Raw genomic sequence first — 16,449 nt, 5'->3', positions numbered from 1 at the left:
GTGGATGATTTCGTCCGTGTTCCCCTATATCAGCCCGCGGCTTCTTCCTTCGCGCGTGCGATGAGAAGGGTCAGGAGCTTGATGCCCGCCTCGGGGATGTTCGTGCCCGGTGCGAAGATCGCAACCGCGCCGTGTTCGTAGAGGTTGTCATAGTCCTGCACGGGGATAACGCCGCCGATGCAGACCATGATGTCGTCGCGTCCGAGCGCACGCAGTTCGTCCACCAACTGAGGCAGGAGCGTATTGTGCCCTGCTGCGAGCGAGCTGAATCCGACCATGTGCACGTCGTTGTCGACCGCATCCTGCGCCGTCTCGGCAGGGGTCTGGAAGAGAGGACCCACGTCGACGTCCCAGCCCATGTCGGCGAAGGAGGACGCAATGACCTTCTGTCCGCGGTCGTGTCCGTCCTGTCCCATCTTCGCGACGAAGATACGCGGACGGCGACCCGTCAGCTCCTCGAACTCGTCCGCCATCTCGCGGGCGCGGTCAAGCTCGGTCTTGTCCGTGAACTCGGAGGAGTAGACACCGGAAATAGTGTGGATAACCGCCTGGAAACGGCCGGAGACCTTCTCCACCGCATCGGAGATCTCGCCGAGCGAGGCGCGGGCGCGTGCCGCATCGACGGCCGCTTCGAGCAGGTTGCCGTTGTCGCGTGTCTCTGCCGCCTTCGTGATGCCCTCAAGGCAGCGGCGCACATCATCGGCGTTGCGCTCTGCACGCAGTTTCTCAAGACGCTCGACCTGTGCCTGACGTACGGCGGTGTTGTCGATGGCGAGGATCTGCAGGGGGTCTTCCTTTTCGAGGCGGTACTTGTTCACGCCGACGATGCTCTCGATGCCGGAGTCGATCTGTGCCTGACGGCGTGCTGCCGCCTCCTCGATACGCATCTTCGGAAGTCCCGTCGAGATCGCCTTTGCCATGCCGCCGAGTGCCTCGACCTCTTGGATATGCGCCCAAGAGCGACGGATGATCTCGTTCGTGAGAGCCTCGACGTAGTACGAACCGCCCCACGGATCGATGATCTTGCACACGCTCGTCTCGTCCTGGATGTAGAGCTGCGTGTTACGCGCAATACGCGCCGAGAAGTCCGTCGGCAGTGCGATCGCTTCGTCGAGTGCGTTCGTATGGAGGGACTGCGTGTGGCCGAGTGCCGCGCCCATCGCCTCCATCGCCGTACGGGCGATGTTGTTGAACGGATCCTGCGCCGTCAGCGACCAACCGGACGTCTGGCTGTGCGTTCTGAGTGCCATCGACTTGTCGTTCTTCGCATCGAACGACTTGACGATCTTTGCCCAGAGGACACGCGCCGCACGCATCTTTGCGATCTCCATGAAGTAGTTCTTGCCGATTGCCCAGAAGAACGAGAGCCGCTTTGCAAAGTCGTCGACGGCGAGCCCCGCCTTGATGCCCGTACGGATGTACTCAAGTCCGTCGGCCAGCGTGTAGCCGAGCTCGATGTCCGCAGGTGCACCCGCCTCCTGCATATGGTAGCCGGAGATGGAAATGCTGTTGAACTTCGGCATATACTTCGTCGTGTACTCGAAGATGTCGCCGATGATGCGCATGGACATCTCAGGCGGATAGATGTAGGTGTTACGAACCATGAACTCTTTCAGAATATCGTTCTGGATCGTACCCGCCATGATCTTTTTGTCAACGCCCTGCTCCTCACCAGAAACAATGAAGAACGCGAGAACCGGCAGAACCGCGCCGTTCATCGTCATGGAGACGGACATCTGGTCGAGCGGGATGCCCGAGAACAGGATGTTCATGTCGAGCATGGAGCAGACCGAAACGCCCGCCTTGCCAACGTCGCCGACAACGCGCGGGTTGTCCGCATCGTAGCCGCGGTGGGTCGGGAGGTCGAACGCGATGGAAAGACCCTTCTGACCTGCGGCAAGGTTGCGGCGGTAGAACGCGTTCGACTCTTCTGCCGTCGAGAAACCCGCGTACTGACGCACCGTCCACGGACGGAACACGTACATCGTCGAGTACGGGCCTCTGAGACACGGCGGAATGCCGCTCGCAAAGTCGAGGTGGCTCATACGATCGTATACGTCGTGATCGTAGAAGGGGCTCACGGGTACACGCTCCATGGTCTTGTGCGTGAGTGCCTCAAACGTCCGCCCCGTCGTCCCCTCGAAGAGGGCGCGCCACTCCTTGGAGTCTGCGGACGGGCTTTCGCCGAGGCTCATCCCGGTGAAATCCGGGTTCGTAAAGCCTGCCATTACGCAATCATCCCTTTCTTTTTCTGAAGGCGCTCAAGCACCTCGTAGCAGTTCGCCTTGACGGAGATGTACTCATCAATGCCCGCGTTGTTATATGTCTCAAGGAGATCCTTCGGTGCCGCACCCGCGAGGAATACGCGTGCGTCGGGCAGCACCTCATGGAGCTTCGGTGCAAGTGCGGGTACGATCTCGGGATAGGTCGCATCCGTGGAGCAGATGACCACCGCATCCGCGCCACTCTTGCCCGCCGCCTCGGCGGCCTCCTCGACCGTCTTGAACCCGTCGTTGCCGAGCACCTCGAACGCGCCGACCTGCAGGAAGCCCGTGGTAAAGTCCGCACGTGCCTTGTGCTGCGGGATGGGGCCCATGTTCGCGAGGAAGATCTTGACGTTGTCGTTCTTCTGTGCCTTGTAGTCCTCGGTGCGGCGGCGCAGTGCCTCAAAACGCTCGCTCCAGCGGTGCGGTGCGATCGCCGTGACCGTCTCCGCCGCGCCCTTGCCGTCCGTGACCGCCGCCATCAGCTCCGCGATCGTCGCGCCCGCAAACGCCGCCTCGATGCCCTGATCCACGGAGCCGTCCGCCTTGAATGCCGCAAGAGCCTCATCGCGGTGCTTCGTATCGATGTCGGAGAGATATGCCTCGATGTCCTTCGTGCGCTGTGCCTTGAGTGCTGCCGTATCCTCCGCACGCGTTTCGAGCAGAACCTCTGTCATGTTCGGATACATATTGTTGCCGACGATGCGGTCTTTGCGGATGTCCGCCTTCTTGAAGCGGTCGGCGAGAATCTTTGCGATCTCGTCCTGCACCGAGCCTGCACGGAGTGCCGCAACGATGCCGCCCTGCTTTTCGATGCTCTGGAACTCCGCCCAGATCTTTTCCTTCATCTGGCGCGTCAGCGTCTCAACTGCCCACGAGCCGCCCGCAGGATCGATCGGCTGGAGCATACCGAACTCCTCCTGCAGCATGATCTGGATGTTGCGTGCAATGCGGCGTGAGAACTCATCGCCCTTGCGGATGGGCTCGTCGAACGGCGCACTCTCGAAGGAGTCGATGCCGCCCACAACACCCGAGAAGATCTCCGTCGTGTTGCGGAGCATATTGACGTACGGATCGTAGATGGTCTTGAAGAAGAGCGCAGGACGTGCGTGAATGCGCATCTTCTGCGACTCGGCATTGCCGCCGAACGCCTTGACGATCTGCGCCCAGATCGGACGCACAGCGCGGAGTTTTGCGATCTGCAGGAAGAAGTTCGCCCCCATCGAGAAGCCGAACGCGATCTGTCCCGCTGCCTCGTCGATCGTCAGCCCGCGCTCGCACAGCGCACGCAGATACGCCGCCGCCGTCGCCAGACACGCTGCAACCTCCTGCACATCGTTTGCGCCGCCGCTGCTGTAGACATCGCTGCGGACAAACACCGTGCGCAGATGCGGCGCATGTGCCGTCGCCCAGCGTGCCGCCGCAGCGAGGCTGTCATAGTGTGCGTCGAGCGATGCGGGGAGCTTGCCGTCGGTCACGAGTGCGCCGATCGGGTCGGCCCCGACGATGCCCTGTACCTTCGTCATATCCTCTCCTGCCGCACGGCGTGCCGCCGCGACGAGCGAGAGGAGCGGGAGAGCATTCGCACCCGCATAGACATAGAGCGGGAACTTCGCAAGATCAAGCCCCTCAAGGAGGGTGTGCATATCGTCGACCGTCGTCACGCTCGTACCGATGTCGCCGACCTTCTCCGCCTGACGTGCATCCACACCCGCACGCGAAGCGGTGTCGAGCACGATGTGGTAGATCGTCGAGCCCTTGTCATTCTCGTGACGCAGGAGTTCGTTGTTCTCTGCGGGCAGCGTCTCATCGCACGCCTGAGCGATGCCCCAGGGCTTCCCGATGTAGCCGGCGGGATCCACACCGCGCAGATAGTCACCCATGCCGGGCATGACACTCTTGGGCAGGATGTCCTCCGTGTGTTTCTTCGTATACATGGGGTCGAAGGTGATGCCCTCGTAGGTCTTCGTGAACATGACCTTCTCGAACGGCGCCCCCTTGAGCAGTGCCTCGCAGGCTGCCTTCCACTCCTCGTCCGTCGGCGGAGTGAATTCGTCGAGCGAGACCTCGGGGAAGTCCTCAACATCCGCCGATTTCTTCAGAAGTTTCTGAAGTTCCTCGTCACTCGACCGTTCTTTTTCTTCCGGCATAGTACGTCCTCCTTTAATTTATTGCGGGAAGGCTCTGTCAGGGATAGCCCCCAACATATAATAAAGCAATACGATGTGGGCTTGGGAATCGCTGATAAATTCAGCACCGCCATCTTAGCGCATCCTTTTCGCCCTGCCTGTGTCAACAAATCCTCCACAGAGTACCAACTCTGCGTCCGGTTTGTTTCCTTGGCAGGACAAAAATTCTGCACCAATCTGACGGAGTTCATTTTATCAGCGATTCCCCATTTTTTGTCCTGTCCATGAAATGCGCTGAACGCGTAGAAGAGCTACGCGAAAGCGTATTGAAGCCGACAGGGCAAAAAAGATAAACACAGAGTATTGCTAACCCTAAAAAAAATCGCTCTGAGCTTCCACCCTCAGAGCGCGCCCCCAATACAAAGGGGCAAAACGAGAACTGAAAAGATGAGCAATGTTTCCCCAAGGAGCGCATACTCCTTCATCCCGGGGAAATCTCTGGGCATGGGATTCTTTTCACATGCACACAGATCTCCTCAGGATCGTTCCACGCGCCGCAAGAAGGGCATTCTATGCAAAGAAAAAGCCCATTCTACGGTGTGCAGAACGGGCTTTTTCGGTATCGTTACTCAGTTCCCGATGGTCTGGTCTCACTGCCAAACTCTCTCTCGAGGCGAACGAATCCGCAAAATCTCCATCCCCATCACTCGCAGGTCAATCGGTGATTGTCAATCAAGCAGGTCTCCTGGCTTCAGTTCATCGTTCTTCCGCGTCTTCCCGAGGATTTCTCCCCAGTGACTGCTGACCCAAGGTCAGCGCACGGAATCACTCCCTGTTACAGTGGCGTGACCGCTCCGGCTTATGGAGTCCATGACTCCCGTACCGGATTCCCTATGAAGCAATCGAGGCTCTGTCAAACAAAACCTCTGCACTTGATCCAATGCATATGCAGTTTTTATGGTACGATAGAATAGTAACACTGAAATCGCTTCTTGTCAACTAAAAAAGAATCACTGCGTGAATTATCTCACAGTGATTCTTTATGTGCATAAATTCAATTAGTCGATGACATAGACCTCGACGCTGCGGCGACCAAACTGAATCGCCTCGTCGTAGCTCTCCATGCAGAGATCAATCGTATGTCCGACGATCGCGCCGCCCGTATCGGCAGCGATTGCCTCGCCGTAACCGGGGATGAAGAGACGCGAACCGAGCGGAATGACATTCGGATCGACTGCGACGACACCGTGGCGTGCGGGAATGCCCGTCGCCGTGATGCCGCTGCCGCCCCCATCGCTCGGGAGATATGCCGATGCGTGCATCGTGTATGCCGCACGGTAGCGTGGAATGCCGCGGCTGACACGGTCTGCCTCGCGCTCGCGTGCGCGGCGCTGCTCGGCAGCCTGCTCGTTCTCCGTCAGCCGGATCGCAAGATCTGCCGTAATCGGCGTGTCCGCCGCAGGTGTCACGTCAACCTCTTGCGGATTATAGCCGTACTCCGCCATGACCTCGCCGACGGTGCGCCCGCTCGTCATAACCTGCTGCGTGTCGTCCCAGAACGAGATGCTCACGGGAACGGCACGGTGTACGGAAATCTCGGTATGGCGTTCGCCCTCGTTGTGAAACACCTCGTAGGTGTCCTTCGCACCGAGCTTTACACCAAGTTTCTCAAAAATATCATTGGGTCTCGTCTGCACCGTCATGTCGGTGATGGTCTCTCCGTCAACGTGCACGCTCACGCGCTGCATATTCTTCGGCAGACCGTTCATCGTGAATCCGCTGGAGAGGAGCATCATCCCCGCCAAGGTGGCGCAGAACAGAGTGTTCTTCTTTGTCTGAATCAGCTGTCCCAGTTTCTTCCACTGCATAGAATTCCCCCTTTGCTGATAGCATTTTCCCACTTCACACTGAATTTTACATGAAAAATGGGATTCAGAATAATTTCAGCCATTGTTTTCACATCTTCCCCACCACTGAGAAGGATATTCGTCCCACACAAAAGCCCTGCGCACAGAGATTTCCTCTACACGCAGGGCGATGATTTACGAAAGAACAATAAAACTGTTTCAATTTTGTTTCAAAGAGCTAGGGAAGCACTGATAAATTCAGCCGTGCCATCTTGGCGTATCTTTTTCGCCCTCTCATCGTCGACAAATCCTCCACATAGCCCTTGCTATGAGTCCGGTTTGTCTCCTTGACAGGGCAAAAAATCTGCACCAATCTGACAGACTTCATTTTATCAGCGATTCCATAGGTACATCGAACTTGTGTCGTTTATCACACCGCGCCCAACTTCGGGTACAGCCGCCGCGCATTCTCTGTCGTATAGCGTGCAACCTCCTCGACGCTCTCGCCGCGCAGTTCAGCGATCTTTGCCGCGACAAAGGCGACATAGGCGGGCTCGTTGCGCTTGCCGCGCTTCGGCACGGGCGCAAGGTACGGGCTGTCCGTCTCGATGAGGAGCTTATCCTGCGGAGCTTCGCGCACGATTGCGGGCAGCTTTCCCGCATTCTTGAACGTCAGAGGACCGTCGATGCCGATATAGTAGCCGAGCTTCCACAGCTCGCGCGCCGTCTCAAGGCTGCCCGAATAGCAGTGCAATACGCCCGTGAGATCACGCCCCTCCGCCTGCAGAATGGCAAGCGTATCCCCGTGCGCCTCGCGGTCGTGGATGCAGACGGGTAGCCCCGCCGCGCGTGCAATGCCGAGCTGCATGACAAAGAGCTCGCGCTGCAGGGCGCGTGCCTTCGGATCTTTCTCCCAGTAGTAGTCCAGCCCAATCTCACCGATGGCGACCACCTTCGGATGCTTCGCCCACGTGAGCAGCTGCGCACGCTCCGCATCCGTCAGCACACACGCGCTCTCGGGGTGCACACCGACAGCGGCGTAGAGCGTGGGATACTGCTCCGCATCGGCGACCACCTGCGCGGATGCCGCCATCGTGTCGCCCATGCTGATGATCTGCGTGACCCCCGCCGCGACGGCACGCGCAATCATCTCTGCGCGGTCGTCGTCGTAGCGTTCATCATACAGATGCGCGTGCGTATCAATGAATGTCGTCATTTTTCGATCTCAATGCGCGGGAAAAGCTGCTCCGCCGTGCCGACCGTGTGCCCCTCAGGCGTACCGCCCCATGCGGCATCTGCGAGCTGCACCGTCTCGAAGTCCGATGTAAAGCCGAGCTGCTCGTGAATGCGGCGTGCCGTTACAGGCAGGAACGGAGAGATGAGTATGCTCGTAATGCGTAACGACTCGACGAGGTGATAGAGCACGGAGTCGAGCTCTGCCGCCTTCGCCTCGTCCTTGGCGAGCGTCCACGGTGCGGTCTCATCGATGTACTTGTTCGTACGCGAGATCAGTGCCCACGCCGTCTTAATCGCGGCAGAGAGCTCCATCTGCTCCATCTGCGCCGTATAGTCCTTGACCGTCGCTGCAGCCATTTCCTCAAGTGCCGCATCGAAGTCCGTGCGCCCTGCCCCCTTCGCGAGAACTCCCTTGCGGTATTTCTTCGCCATCGAAAGGGTTCTGTGCAGCAGGTTGCCGAGATCGTTCGCCAGATCCGAGTTGATGCGCCCGATGAGTGTGTCGCGCGAGATGTTGCCGTCCTGCCCGAGCGTAATCTCGCGCAGCAGGAAGTAGCGCACAGCATCCGCGCCGAACTCCTCGATGAGCGCGATCGGATCGACCACGTTGCCGACGGATTTCGACATCTTTGCCCCGTCCACAATCAACCAGCCGTGCCCATAGACCTTTTTCGGCAGATCAATGCCGAGTGCCATCAGCATGCAGCCCCAGATGATCGTATGGAAGCGCACGATTTCCTTGCCGACGAGATGCACATCCGCCGGCCAGTAGTGGCTGAATTTTTCCGCATCGTGCATATAGCCGATGGGCGTGAGATAGTTGCTGAGCGCATCGAACCAGACATAGACGACGTGCTTCGGGTCGAACGGCACGGGGATGCCCCAGTCGAACGAGGTGCGCGAGACGCAGAGGTCTTCGAGTCCCTGCTCGATGAACGCAATCATCTCGTTGCGGCGCGAGACGGGCTGGATAAAGTCGGGGTGTTCGTTGATGTAGGCAAGAAGACGATCCGCGTACTTGCTCATGCGGAAGAAGTACGCCTCCTCCGCAACCTCCTGCACGGGGCGGTGGCAGTCGGGGCAGCAGCCGTTCTCGTCGAGCTGCAGCTTCGTCCAGTAGCTCTCACACGGCGTACAGTAGAGCCCCTTGTACGCGCCCTTGTAGATATCGCCCTGATCGTAGATCTTTTGGAAAATATGCTGTACGAGTTCGTGGTGACGCTCCTCGGACGTGCGGATGAAGTCGTCATAGGAGATGCCGAGCAGCCGCCACAGCTCCTGAAAGCCCGCAACAATGCGGTCGACGTACTGAAGGGGTGTCACCCCCTCCTTCTGGGCCGCCTGTTGGATCTTCTGCCCGTGCTCGTCCGAACCGGTCAGAAAGAACACATCGTAGCCCGCGAGCCGCTTGAACCGCGCAATCGTGTCCGCAACCGTCGTGCAGTAGGCGTGCCCGATGTGCAGCTTCGCGCTCGGATAGTAGATCGGTGTAGTGATGTAAAAGGGAGTCTTTTCGCTCATAAATCATGCCTCGTTTCGATCATTTTTTCCTTATATAGTAGCACAGGCAGTGCAGGGTGACAACTACGCTCCAGAAGCATTTGTTCATTCTTGGATAGACACCAAAAAGGCAATCTCTTTCGACCGGCGCGTCACCCCCGGTATCTCTTTTGCCCGTTGCACACAGCACGCGGCGCGTGAGGACGCAATTTTCACCTCGAAAGACGATTACCTTTTCTTGCTTTTAGTATAACAAGGTCATGGACGGCTGTAAAGTATAACTTTATTTCTCAGTGTTTTTACCCATGTCGCCGCGCCGATGTGCCAGAACGAAATGACGGAATGATGGTAGTGTGCCGGATCCTGCTCAACCTTCAGGCGTAGGATCACCTTGAATTCCTCTCCATTCACCTCTATTTCTTTCAAAAGTACTGCCGTATGCGGCTTATTCGATGCGATGATATAGTCCGGTGCCTCGATGATTTGCGGAATGTACATCATGAATCTTTCATAATCGTTTGGATGGCGCTCCTTGATATGAGCAATCCGCTCGTCCGTAATAACAACGTCATCTGTCCGAATATCACGCGAAACAGCAGCATAAATGGAGCGGTCGATCTTGCAGACAAAAAACACAGCCCACCACCTCCGGTCATGTCACCCTGCGCATCACTCCGCGTCCCCCGCCAGTACCGCCTGATACACATCTCGCCGCGAGATGCCAAGCTCCTGCGCGGTGCGGCGCATGGCTTCCTTCCTGTCCAAACCTTTGGCGATGTGTGCGGCATAACGCTCCGTGAGGGACATCTCCTCCGCTGCATCCGCAGTACTCGCGACATTCTCGTCCGCGCCCGCGACGATGAGCACGAACTCGCCGCGTGGCTCGTACTCCCGATAGTGTGCGAGGAGTTCGCCAAGGGTCGTGCGGCGGAACTCCTCGAACTTCTTCGTCAGTTCCCGCGCAGCGCACGCCTGCCGCTGTGCGCCGAGTCCCGCCGCGAGTGCGGCAAGTGTCTCCTTGAGACGATGCGGAGCCTCGTAGAAGATGAGCGTCTCGGGATAGGCGGCGATCCGTGTGAGGAGTTCGCGTCGCTTCTTCTCCTTGCGCGGGAGGAAGCCAACGAAGGTGAACCCCTCCAGCGGCAGTCCCGCGCAGATGAGCGCGGAGAGTGCGGCGTTCGCGCCCGGCAGCGGTGTGACGGGGATCCCCTCGGCGATGGCGCGGCGTGCGAGGTTGCCGCCGGGGTCGGCGATGCCCGGCAGTCCCGCGTCGCTAACGCAGACGACCGTTGCCCCCGCACGGAGACGTTCGATCAGTTCTGCACCCTTTTCCTCCTTGTTGTGCTCATGGTAGCTCGTCATGGGCGTGTGGATGTCATAGTGTGCCAGCAGACCGCGTGTGTGCCGCGTATCCTCGGCGGCGATCACATCCGCCGTGCGCAGTGTCTCGACGGCGCGATAGGTGATGTCCGCGAGATTGCCGATTGGCGTTGCGCAGAGATAGAGCCGTCCCGTCTGTTCCAATGTCATTCCTCCGTTCATTTTCTCCCATTGTGGGGCACGAATGAAGCATTGTCAAGAAGGGCTTACAAAATCCACAAGTGCCTAAAAGTTCGATTATATTTCTCACTTTAACCTTTTCAATTCGACGCAGTTCGTATATAGTAAGAACACAAGATTAGAAGATCTACTTGCGAGGTGTATATTATGGATGAAAAGAAAACACGCGTCCTCGTCGTCGAGGATGAAGTACGCATTGCCCGCTTCCTGCAGATGGAGTTGGAGCACGAGGGATTCGAGGCGGAGATCGAGGGCAACGGCACGCGTGCCTATGAGCGCATCATTCAGGAGAATTTCGACATCATCCTGCTCGACGTGATGCTGCCCGGCATGGACGGCATCGAGATCTGCCGCCGTGTCCGTACAGTCTCGAATGTTCCCATCATCATGTTGACGGCACGTGACGCGGTCGAGGATCGCGTGGAGGGGCTGGACATCGGCGCGGACGACTACATCACGAAGCCGTTTGCCGTGCCCGAGCTGCTTGCGCGTCTCCGGAACGCCCTGCGCCGCCGTGACATCTCGACGGAGGATGCCTCCGACCGCCTCACGGTGAAGAATCTCATCATGTTCCTCTCGCGCTACGAGGTGCAGGTGGACGGTGAGACCGTCGCCCTCACAAAGCGCGAATACGATCTCCTGGAGTATCTCCTGCGCAACAAGCGCACCGTGCTGACGCGCGATCAGATCCTGCAGGAGGTATGGGGGTTCGACTACACGGGCGAGACCAATGTCGTCGATGTCTACATCCGTTACCTGCGCGCCAAGCTGGATGACCGCTTCCACAAGAAGTACATCTACACGGTGCGGGGCGTCGGGTATGTTGTCCGCGACTAACTCGCGCCTTGCCCGCTGGATCGACCGTTATTTCTACGTCCGCATTTCCACAAAGATCACACTGCTCTACGCGGCAATCCTCTTTTTCGTGCTCATTCTGTCCACGGCAATACTGGGGATTGGCGCGTACATCTATTTTTATCGACAGGCAGAGGTCGATCTCGACCGCAGCATCCGCCATGTGATGAGCAACATCGAGAGCGGAAATGCGGCGGAAGCGCGTTTTTGGTTCGAGGGGCCTGTGATCCCCGGCGTCATCGTGCGGATCACGGACAGCGAAGGACGCGTCGTGCTCGATACGGACGCGCATTTCCCATCCATTGACACCATCGAAAAGGGACGCGTCACAACGCCCATCTGGGCAAACCCCGAGATGGAGGTCTCCGAGTTCCAAGGCGGTGCGGTCTACCACGCACGGCGCGACATCGAGTACGGCGGCATCCGTTATCAGATCCATTTTTTCCGCACGATCACGACGGAAAAAGAATTTTTCAACGCACTCCAACGTCTTCTCTTCTACACAGTCGCCGTCTGCTTCGTGCTCGCACTGCTTGCGGGGCATTTCATCAGCCGGCGCATCCTCACGCCGATCCGTGAGATCACATGGACGGCACGCAGCATTGAGGTGGAGCAGCTCGGTCGCCGTCTCGATGTGCCGCGTGCACGTGACGAACTCTCCGAGCTGGCACGCACGTTCAACCGCATGCTGGATCGTCTGCAGGAGGGATTCACGCAACAGCAGCGTTTCGTCTCCGACGCATCGCACGAGCTGCGTACGCCGCTCACGGTCATCCTCGGCTACTCCGATATGCTCTCGCGCTGGGGGCGCGAGGACAAGAACATCCTCGACGAAGGCATCATGGCGATCCGCTCCGAGGCGGAGAATATGCAGCTGCTCATCGAAAAACTCCTCTTTCTCGCACGCGCTGACCAAAAGCGGCAGGCGGTCAACAAGGAGGAGGTCGACTTTGCCGCGCTGCTTGCCGATACGATGGAAAAGATGCAGACCGTCACGACCTCGCACGAGATAACCCTCGGCAGGAATGATCCCGTCAGCGTCGACGGCGACCCCGTGCTCCTACGCCAACTGCTGCGCATCTTCCTTGAGAACAGTCTGAAATACACGCCCCCCGGCGGTCACATCCATGCCTACTCCATCCTCTCGGATGATCGTAGAACCATCACGGTCACACTCACCGACAACGGCATCGGGATTGCGCCCGAGCATCTGGATCGCATCTTTGACCGCTTCTACCGTGTCGATTCCTCGCGTACAAAGAAGACGGGCGGCTCGGGGCTTGGACTCGCGATTGCCCGCTGGATTGCCGAGCGGCATGACATCCAGATCGCTCTCAAGAGCAAACCGGACGAGGGCACAACGGTCACGCTCAGCATTCCCGCCATAACCGAATAAAGGAATCACTGATAAAATGAAGTCTGTCAGATTGGTATAGATTTTTTGTCCTGTCAAGGAGACAAACCGGACGCATAGCCAAAGCTATGTGGAGGATTCTAGGGCACAGACAGGGCGAAAAAGATGCACCAAGATGACAGTGCTGAATTTATCAGTGCTTCCTAAACGAAAGACGCCCTCTGTGGAGTACACAGGCAGCGTCTTTTATGGTACAATAAACAAAATAAAAGAAAGGCGGATTCCTATGAAAATCCTCATCACAGGTGCAACAGGACAGCTGGGGCATGACTGCGCTGCGGAGTGCAAGGCACGTGGTCACGAGGTGCACGGTGTCTCCTCGGAGATCTTTCCGCTGTCTGACGAGAACGTCATGCGAGCCGTCCTGGAGGCTGTCGCACCCGACGCCATCCTCCACGCGGCTGCGTACACCGCCGTGGACAAGGCAGAGGACGAGCCCTCGCTCTGCCGCAAGGTCAACGCAGCGGGCACAGAGATCCTCGCACGGCTCGCACGCGAGCGCGATGCAAAGCTCCTCTACGTCAGCACGGACTACGTTTTCCCCGGCACGGGGGACGAGCCCCACGAGACGAATGCCCTCACCTCTCCGCACAACGTCTACGGCGCGTCGAAGCTCGCAGGTGAGGAGGCTGTGCAGCACCATCTTGAAAAGTATTTCATCGTGCGTACCTCCTGGGTCTTCGGTGCGCATGGCAAGAATTTCGTAAAGACCATGCTCGAACTGTCCAAATCCTACAAAAGTCTCTCCATCGTCGCCGATCAGATCGGCTCGCCCACCTACACGCGTGATCTCGCGCCGCTGCTCGTGGATCTGCTTGAGAGCGACAAGTACGGCATCTACCACGCGACGAACGAGGGGTTCTGCTCGTGGGCGAAGTTCGCCGCCGAGATCTTCCGTCAGGCGGGCGCAGAGGTCAACGTCACCTCCGTCCCCTCACACATGTATCCGACGAAGGCGGTACGCCCGAAGAACTCCCGCCTCAGCAAGAAGTCCCTCGACGATGCGGGCTTTTCCCGTCTGCCGACATGGCAGGATGCAGTGGGGAGATTCTTGGAAGAACTCAAAGAGATAAAAGAATAGCACCGTCCTTATATGTATACCCTGACAAAAGAGTGACAAATATGCCCCATTGTGATACAATGGGGCATATTTTTTCATTTCAAAGGAGGAATCCATTTGCTCAGCAACATCAGCCGCAAGTACCGCGAGACGGCACTCATCAAGCTCATCGCGCTCGGTCTCATCATCGGTATCCTCATCGCGCTCTATGCGCCTGTGCTCATCCCGGTCGTCGCCGTGCTCGGCGATGTCTTCGTCCGCGCACTGAAGGGGGTCGCACCGATCCTCGTCTTCGTCCTCGTCATGAATGCGATGGCGCAGCGAACGGTCGGCTCGGGTGCGGCACTCAAGCCCATCGTGCGGCTCTACGTCGTCGCGACCTTCCTTGCGTCGGTCGTCGCCGTCGGCTTCTCGTTCGCCTTCCCCTCGACACTCCACCTCGTCGTCGCGGATGCGACCGTCGCGCCGCCGAGCGGCATCGTCGAGGTCGTCCACAACCTCATTCTCAAGGTCGTTGACAACCCGATCAATGCGATTGCAAGCGCGAACTACATCGGCATCCTCGCGTGGAGTGTCCTCGCAGGACTTGCCCTGCAGAAGGCAAGCCCGACCACGAAGAACACCGTGCGCGACTTCGCCGTCGTCATGACGCAGATCGTGCTCTGGGTCATCCGTTTCGCCCCGTTCGGCATCATGGGTCTTGTGGCAGATGCCGTTGGTACGAGCGGCGTGGATGCCCTCATCAGCTATCTCCAGCTCCTTGCCGTTCTGCTCGGCGCATTCTTCTCCGTCGCACTCATCATGAACCCGCTCATCGTCTGGGCGCAGCTGCATCGCAACCCGTATCCGCTCGTCTTTACGACGCTGCGTGAGAGCGGCATCTATGCGTTCTTTACGCGGAGCTCTGCGGCGAACATCCCCGTCAACCTCGAGCTCTGCAAACGTCTTGGGCTCAACCCCGAGGTCTACTCCATCTCCATTCCGCTCGGTGCAACCATCAACATGAGCGGCGCGGCAATCACGATTGCGATTCTCTCGCTTGCCGCAGCAAATACACTTGGCATCGCGGTTGATCTGCCAACCGCACTCCTTCTCTGCCTCATCGCCACCATCGGTGCGTGCGGCGCATCGGGTGTTGCGGGTGGTTCGCTGCTCCTCATCCCCGTCGCCTGCTCCTCGTTCGGCATCAGCAACGACATCGCCATGCAGGTCGTCGGCGTCGGCTTCATCATCGGCGTCCTGCAGGACTCCTGCGAGACCGCACTGAACAGTTCCTCCGACGTACTCTTTACCGCAACGGCAGAGCTTGCCGAGCGTGCAAAGGAAGGTACGCTGACCGCAGAGGATATGACGCCGAAAAACTGAGTTCCACGAAATAGCAAAGCGGCTTCCACACATCTGTGTGGAAGCCGCTTTTGTGTATCAGCAAAACTTCAGAGATACCGCAGCCGTCTGTTGAGCGACACACCGAGCGCAGCAGCGGCGACTGCCTTGATGAGGTCGCCGGGGATGTACTGGACGAGTGCCATAAATGCGGCAACGATCCCGGCAAATTTATCACCAAAGAGGATCGTCAGCCAGAGCGTTGCGACGAGGTAGGTGACGGGTACGCTCACGAGTGTTCCGACGAGGGCATAACGTGCAAAGGACGGCTCGCGTCCCTTCAGCATACTCATGAGTGTGTACGCAAGCAGAAAGCCGATAAAGAATCCGCCGCGTGGCCCGAAGATGATGCCGAGCCCGCCGACACCGCCCGCAAACACGGGCAGACCGATTGCACCGAGCACGGTGTAGCCCACGAGAACAACTGCGGTCTGGCGCGGTGTGAGAACAAGCGCGGCAAGGCACATGACGAAGGTCTGCATCGTCAGCGGCGCCATAAACGGCACGGGAACCGCAATGTACGCGCTCACGCAGATCAGCGCAATGCAGAGTGCCATGCGCGTGGTATTGCGTACGGAAAAGAATTTATCATCGCGTGTTGTCATTAGAATCGCTCCTTTTCGTTGGTATTTTACAGCGAATGGAGAGATTCGTCAACTTATTTTATAGAATTGGTAGACATCATTCGACGAGGAAGTTCTTGCTGGCAAAACAGATGTTTCTATGCTATACTCTAGATGTTGCCATCCCCAACACGGGCACGGATAGGGGGTGACTGTATGAGCCTCGCAGCTTCATTCTTGATCTCCGTTGCGGCGGGTGTAGTATCCTACTACATCTGCAAATGGTTGGACGGAGAGCGATGACGGCAACCGACCTGGGGGAGTAGTCCGCCCCGCAGCAAGAGGACAGAGAAGCGGCAGCTGGCACTGCCGCTTTTTGTTTTATTTGCCAATAGCGTCAATGAGCAACAGAAAAACTCGACAGCTGGCACTGTCGAGTTTTCTTGTGACCTGAATATCGCAACTTCATGATCTCTACGGATAATATATCACATTTCATACGGAAAAGCAACAGAAAAACTCGGCAGCTGGCACTGCCGAGTTTCTTGTGACTGTAGAAAACACTACATCATTTTGTTTCTGTAGTTAGGGAAGCACTGATAAATTCAGCCACGCCATCTTGACGCATCTTTTTTGCC

General features: G+C 57.9%; 13 protein-coding genes, 1 pseudogene and 1 riboswitch. Of the genes and pseudogenes, 5 read left to right on the top strand and 9 right to left on the bottom strand.

Going from position 1 to position 16,449, the window contains the following annotated elements:
• Positions 1-29: 29 nt before the first annotated feature.
• The 8 genes from scpA to rsmI all read right to left on the bottom strand — a co-directional run bounded on the left by scpA (position 30) and on the right by rsmI (position 10,500).
• A complete protein-coding gene (gene scpA, locus ACO6BQ_RS00070) occupies positions 30-2,228 on the bottom strand; it encodes a methylmalonyl-CoA mutase (protein WP_489118446.1) in 2,199 nt (732 codons plus the stop codon).
• A complete protein-coding gene (locus ACO6BQ_RS00065; RefSeq protein WP_489118444.1) occupies positions 2,228-4,414 on the bottom strand; it encodes a methylmalonyl-CoA mutase family protein in 2,187 nt (728 codons plus the stop codon). The genes scpA and ACO6BQ_RS00065 overlap by 1 nt, the downstream gene beginning before the upstream one ends.
• 697 nt (positions 4,415-5,111) lie before the next feature.
• Positions 5,112-5,344, bottom strand: a riboswitch (cobalamin riboswitch).
• Between the two features lie 107 nt (positions 5,345-5,451).
• Entirely contained in the window at positions 5,452-6,261 is an 810-nt protein-coding gene (locus ACO6BQ_RS00060; RefSeq protein ID WP_489118442.1) for a 3D domain-containing protein, read from the bottom strand.
• Positions 6,262-6,478: 217 nt separating this feature from the next.
• On the bottom strand, positions 6,479-6,628 hold the full coding sequence (locus ACO6BQ_RS00055; protein WP_071985981.1) for a secretion protein HlyD: 150 nt from the start codon (positions 6,626-6,628) through the stop codon (positions 6,479-6,481).
• Between the two features lie 42 nt (positions 6,629-6,670).
• Positions 6,671-7,456: a TatD family hydrolase gene (locus ACO6BQ_RS00050; RefSeq protein ID WP_489118439.1), complete on the bottom strand. Its 786-nt coding sequence runs from the start codon at positions 7,454-7,456 to the stop codon at positions 6,671-6,673.
• A complete protein-coding gene (gene metG / locus ACO6BQ_RS00045; RefSeq protein WP_489118437.1) occupies positions 7,453-8,997 on the bottom strand; it encodes a methionine--tRNA ligase in 1,545 nt (514 codons plus the stop codon). Before metG ends, ACO6BQ_RS00050 begins: the two co-directional genes overlap by 4 nt.
• Positions 8,998-9,234: 237 nt before the next feature.
• A complete protein-coding gene (locus ACO6BQ_RS00040; protein ID WP_489118435.1) occupies positions 9,235-9,612 on the bottom strand; it encodes a PBECR2 nuclease fold domain-containing protein in 378 nt (125 codons plus the stop codon).
• A 33-nt stretch (positions 9,613-9,645) separates the two neighbouring features.
• A complete protein-coding gene (gene rsmI, locus ACO6BQ_RS00035) occupies positions 9,646-10,500 on the bottom strand; it encodes a 16S rRNA (cytidine(1402)-2'-O)-methyltransferase (RefSeq protein ID WP_489118611.1) in 855 nt (284 codons plus the stop codon).
• A gap of 183 nt (positions 10,501-10,683) precedes the next feature.
• Here rsmI and ACO6BQ_RS00030 point away from each other — a divergent pair, with 183 nt between their 5' ends.
• From ACO6BQ_RS00030 to sstT, 5 genes and pseudogenes are all read left to right on the top strand, one after another.
• On the top strand, positions 10,684-11,373 hold the full coding sequence (locus tag ACO6BQ_RS00030) for a response regulator transcription factor (RefSeq protein ID WP_489118433.1): 690 nt from the start codon (positions 10,684-10,686) through the stop codon (positions 11,371-11,373).
• The gene (locus tag ACO6BQ_RS00025) at positions 11,357-12,787 is read left to right on the top strand and encodes a sensor histidine kinase (protein WP_489118431.1); all 1,431 of its coding nucleotides are present in this window, start codon (positions 11,357-11,359) and stop codon (positions 12,785-12,787) included. Before ACO6BQ_RS00030 ends, ACO6BQ_RS00025 begins: the two co-directional genes overlap by 17 nt.
• A 40-nt stretch (positions 12,788-12,827) precedes the next feature.
• A pseudogene (locus ACO6BQ_RS00020) lies at positions 12,828-12,950 on the top strand (secretion protein HlyD); the annotation flags it as partial.
• A gap of 81 nt (positions 12,951-13,031) precedes the next feature.
• Complete coding sequence (rfbD, locus tag ACO6BQ_RS00015) at positions 13,032-13,886, top strand: dTDP-4-dehydrorhamnose reductase (RefSeq protein ID WP_489118429.1); 855 nt, start codon at positions 13,032-13,034, stop codon at positions 13,884-13,886.
• A gap of 96 nt (positions 13,887-13,982) precedes the next feature.
• Positions 13,983-15,230: a serine/threonine transporter SstT gene (sstT, locus tag ACO6BQ_RS00010; protein ID WP_489118427.1), complete on the top strand. Its 1,248-nt coding sequence runs from the start codon at positions 13,983-13,985 to the stop codon at positions 15,228-15,230.
• Positions 15,231-15,298: 68 nt separating this feature from the next.
• On the opposite strand, the gene ACO6BQ_RS00005 is transcribed toward sstT, so the two are convergent.
• A complete protein-coding gene (locus ACO6BQ_RS00005) occupies positions 15,299-15,853 on the bottom strand; it encodes a biotin transporter BioY (RefSeq protein ID WP_489118425.1) in 555 nt (184 codons plus the stop codon).
• Positions 15,854-16,449: the final 596 nt, after the last annotated feature.

The organism is Centipeda sp. (in: firmicutes) (assembly GCF_057271695.1).
Note: the sequence above shows the minus strand (reverse complement) of the source record. Positions and strands in the feature narration are given on the sequence as shown.

Excerpts from the sequence above, each read along its gene's own strand:
- ACO6BQ_RS00050 (WP_489118439.1), bottom strand. The coding sequence starts at position 7,456 with ATGACGACATTCATTGATACGCACGCGCATCTGTATGATGAACGCTAC.
- ACO6BQ_RS00025 (WP_489118431.1), top strand. The coding sequence starts at position 11,357 with ATGTTGTCCGCGACTAACTCGCGCCTTGCCCGCTGGATCGACCGTTAT.
- ACO6BQ_RS00030 (WP_489118433.1), top strand. The coding sequence starts at position 10,684 with ATGGATGAAAAGAAAACACGCGTCCTCGTCGTCGAGGATGAAGTACGC.
- scpA (WP_489118446.1), bottom strand. The coding sequence starts at position 2,228 with ATGGCAGGCTTTACGAACCCGGATTTCACCGGGATGAGCCTCGGCGAA.
- rfbD (WP_489118429.1), top strand. The coding sequence starts at position 13,032 with ATGAAAATCCTCATCACAGGTGCAACAGGACAGCTGGGGCATGACTGC.
- ACO6BQ_RS00060 (WP_489118442.1), bottom strand. The coding sequence starts at position 6,261 with ATGCAGTGGAAGAAACTGGGACAGCTGATTCAGACAAAGAAGAACACT.
- ACO6BQ_RS00065 (WP_489118444.1), bottom strand. The coding sequence starts at position 4,414 with ATGCCGGAAGAAAAAGAACGGTCGAGTGACGAGGAACTTCAGAAACTT.
- ACO6BQ_RS00055 (WP_071985981.1), bottom strand. The coding sequence starts at position 6,628 with ATGAAGTCTGTCAGATTGGTGCAGATTTTTTGCCCTGTCAAGGAGACA.
- metG (WP_489118437.1), bottom strand. The coding sequence starts at position 8,997 with ATGAGCGAAAAGACTCCCTTTTACATCACTACACCGATCTACTATCCG.
- ACO6BQ_RS00005 (WP_489118425.1), bottom strand. The coding sequence starts at position 15,853 with ATGACAACACGCGATGATAAATTCTTTTCCGTACGCAATACCACGCGC.